This is a genomic window from Burkholderia sp. TSV86 (genome assembly GCF_001522865.1).
Lineage (GTDB): Bacteria > Pseudomonadota > Gammaproteobacteria > Burkholderiales > Burkholderiaceae > Burkholderia.
In genome coordinates, this window is record NZ_LOWB01000013.1 from 1 (window position 1) to 1972 (window position 1972).

3 protein-coding genes are annotated in these 1972 nt (G+C 59.3%); all 3 read right to left on the reverse strand.

Annotation, left to right across the window (positions count from 1 at the left end; translation table 11 throughout):
• Positions 1-472 precede the first annotated feature (472 nt).
• Entirely contained in the window at positions 473-1069 is a 597-nt protein-coding gene (locus WS68_RS00665) for a plasmid pRiA4b ORF-3 family protein (protein ID WP_059568984.1), read from the reverse strand.
• Positions 1070-1156: 87 nt separating this feature from the next.
• Complete coding sequence (locus WS68_RS27150) at positions 1157-1414, reverse strand: hypothetical protein (protein WP_156429296.1); 258 nt, start codon at positions 1412-1414, stop codon at positions 1157-1159.
• A gap of 2 nt (positions 1415-1416) precedes the next feature.
• A partial coding sequence (locus tag WS68_RS28630) for a hypothetical protein (protein ID WP_231752920.1) occupies positions 1417-1972 on the reverse strand: 556 nt, incomplete at its 5' end.

The following is a 1972-nucleotide window of genomic DNA, read 5'->3' on the forward strand; positions in this document are numbered from 1 at the left end:
TTGCTTTCAGGTTTTAAGGTTTCCATGACCCCATTCTCTCAAAGGTTGAGGTCTCCGAAAAACCCGGGCCGATTCAGCCGGACGACGTGCCGCTTACCAAGAACGGCAAGAAGATCTGGCGTGCGAGCGATCTGCCGATCGTGCCGTCGACGTGGGTCCTCGAGCCACGTGAGGAAACGGCGCAGATTCTGGAGGCGATCCGTCAGCTGCTGGACAACGTCGACGAAGTAGTGCACTTGGGCGACCCGGACGAGGAGGGCCAACTGCTTGTCGACGAGGTACTGGAATACCTCGGTAACACGCTACCGGTCAAGCGGCTGCTGGTGAACAACAACAATCCGAAAGAGGTGCGCAAGGCGCTTGCGAATCTGCGCGACAAGGGGTTCTACGCCGGAACCCCAGAAAATTCCGTCGTTCCGCATTGTGAACACCAACCGTCGGCGTGGAGCCGATACAGTCTCGACCGCATGAGTTACCGGTTTCCCCAACGATTGGATGCCATACGCAGCAACGTAGCATTCGCAGCACGCAGATCGAACAATTCGGCCTCGAAGCCGGGGCCGACCCAGTTTCGGGAATGTTCCGCCTCTTCGCTATTCGGATCGTTGGATAGCGTGCTCAAGAACGCGTCGTAGCCAGGCGGGCCGCCCACATCTTCCGGCGGGCACGCGCGAGCACCATCGATGACCTGGGCCGTGCCCCACGGTTCGCTCTCAATGGTTTCCACTTTCTCAACGACGATGGAGTGATCCCAGCCATCTCCGAAGTCGTATCGATAGAGGAAGCGCGAGCCAAGTTTCAGGACCTTCTGTAGTCGAACCTTCCGGTCATCGGCACTTGTGCCCGGGTCGGCGAAGTCCAGCACGTCGTCTATCTCGAACATGGCGTAGGTCATGCCGTCAATCAGAAAGTCGTGCAGGTGACTGTCTTCCCAGCCAAATGCCGCCTGCAGGATATGGTGTAGTTTGCGCAGCGACTCGGTGCCTTCGACCTCGATCCGGCGCCAGATGGGCGGTTCAATGTGTTGGAGCTGTACGTGCAAGGTAAAGCGCTGGAACGATTTCGCCATCTGATCTCCGGGGTAATGGGAAAGCTCGCGGCATAGAGCAACCGTTTCCGGCTTGCCAGTGCGGCGTGTCGCCGTCGAGCATCAAGGTTATTCGTCGTCGAGCTCGAACAGCGAGCGATCGGCGGGCCGCGACAGGTAGTCGTCCATCATCGCGCGGAAATCGGCTTCATCCCACTCACCGCGATCGACACGCCGCAGCAACGCCTCGCCGGCCAGCATGATCTTTCGCTCGCGATCCGCGCGCGTTTGCTTGACCTGCTGGCGTTGCGCCTTGGCTGCCGCCTTGCGGGCCGTTTTCAGCTCCTGCAGCTTATCGTCTGTCGCCTCGAGACGACGTTTCAGCATGTTCATTCTGGCGTCCGGTTCGAAGAAGCGGTTTGCGCGGGAAACCGGCGCACTGGCGTGCGCCGGATCGTTACATTCGCGCCGTACTGTCGCGCCCAAGTGCGTACCGCGGCCTCGACATCGACTGTCGGCGGCATGTTCGGCAGCACTTCCATCGTCCAGCCGCCCAGCCGCTTCGGCGCAATATACGCCGGTCGCCAGCTGCCGTCGGCCAGGATCTCGATCACGAACAGCGACGTGTCAACGCTCAGTCGCCAGGTGTCGATCACGGCTGGGGGTAAAGGATCACTGGGTTGGGGCATCGTGTTCCACCGTAACAGGAATAAAGGATTCCAATTCGGAACCGCCGAAAATTTCGTCACTCCAATTCTAGTCCGGCGATGAGTGCGTCCAGGTCGATTTTGTTGCCGCTTTGGAAGGTGTAGTGCCCATTCAGCAGGATATGCCACCAGGCGGCCGGCGATATCTGCGCGATCCGCGCGGTTCTGTCGCAATAAGGAAGCCTGTCGATAAGCGGTCTCGGAATGATCAGGATTCCTCAGAAGGCCAACGAATAAA

Excerpts from the sequence above, each read along its gene's own strand:
- WS68_RS00665 (WP_059568984.1), bottom strand. The coding sequence starts at position 1,069 with ATGGCGAAATCGTTCCAGCGCTTTACCTTGCACGTACAGCTCCAACAC.
- WS68_RS27150 (WP_156429296.1), bottom strand. The coding sequence starts at position 1,414 with ATGCTGAAACGTCGTCTCGAGGCGACAGACGATAAGCTGCAGGAGCTG.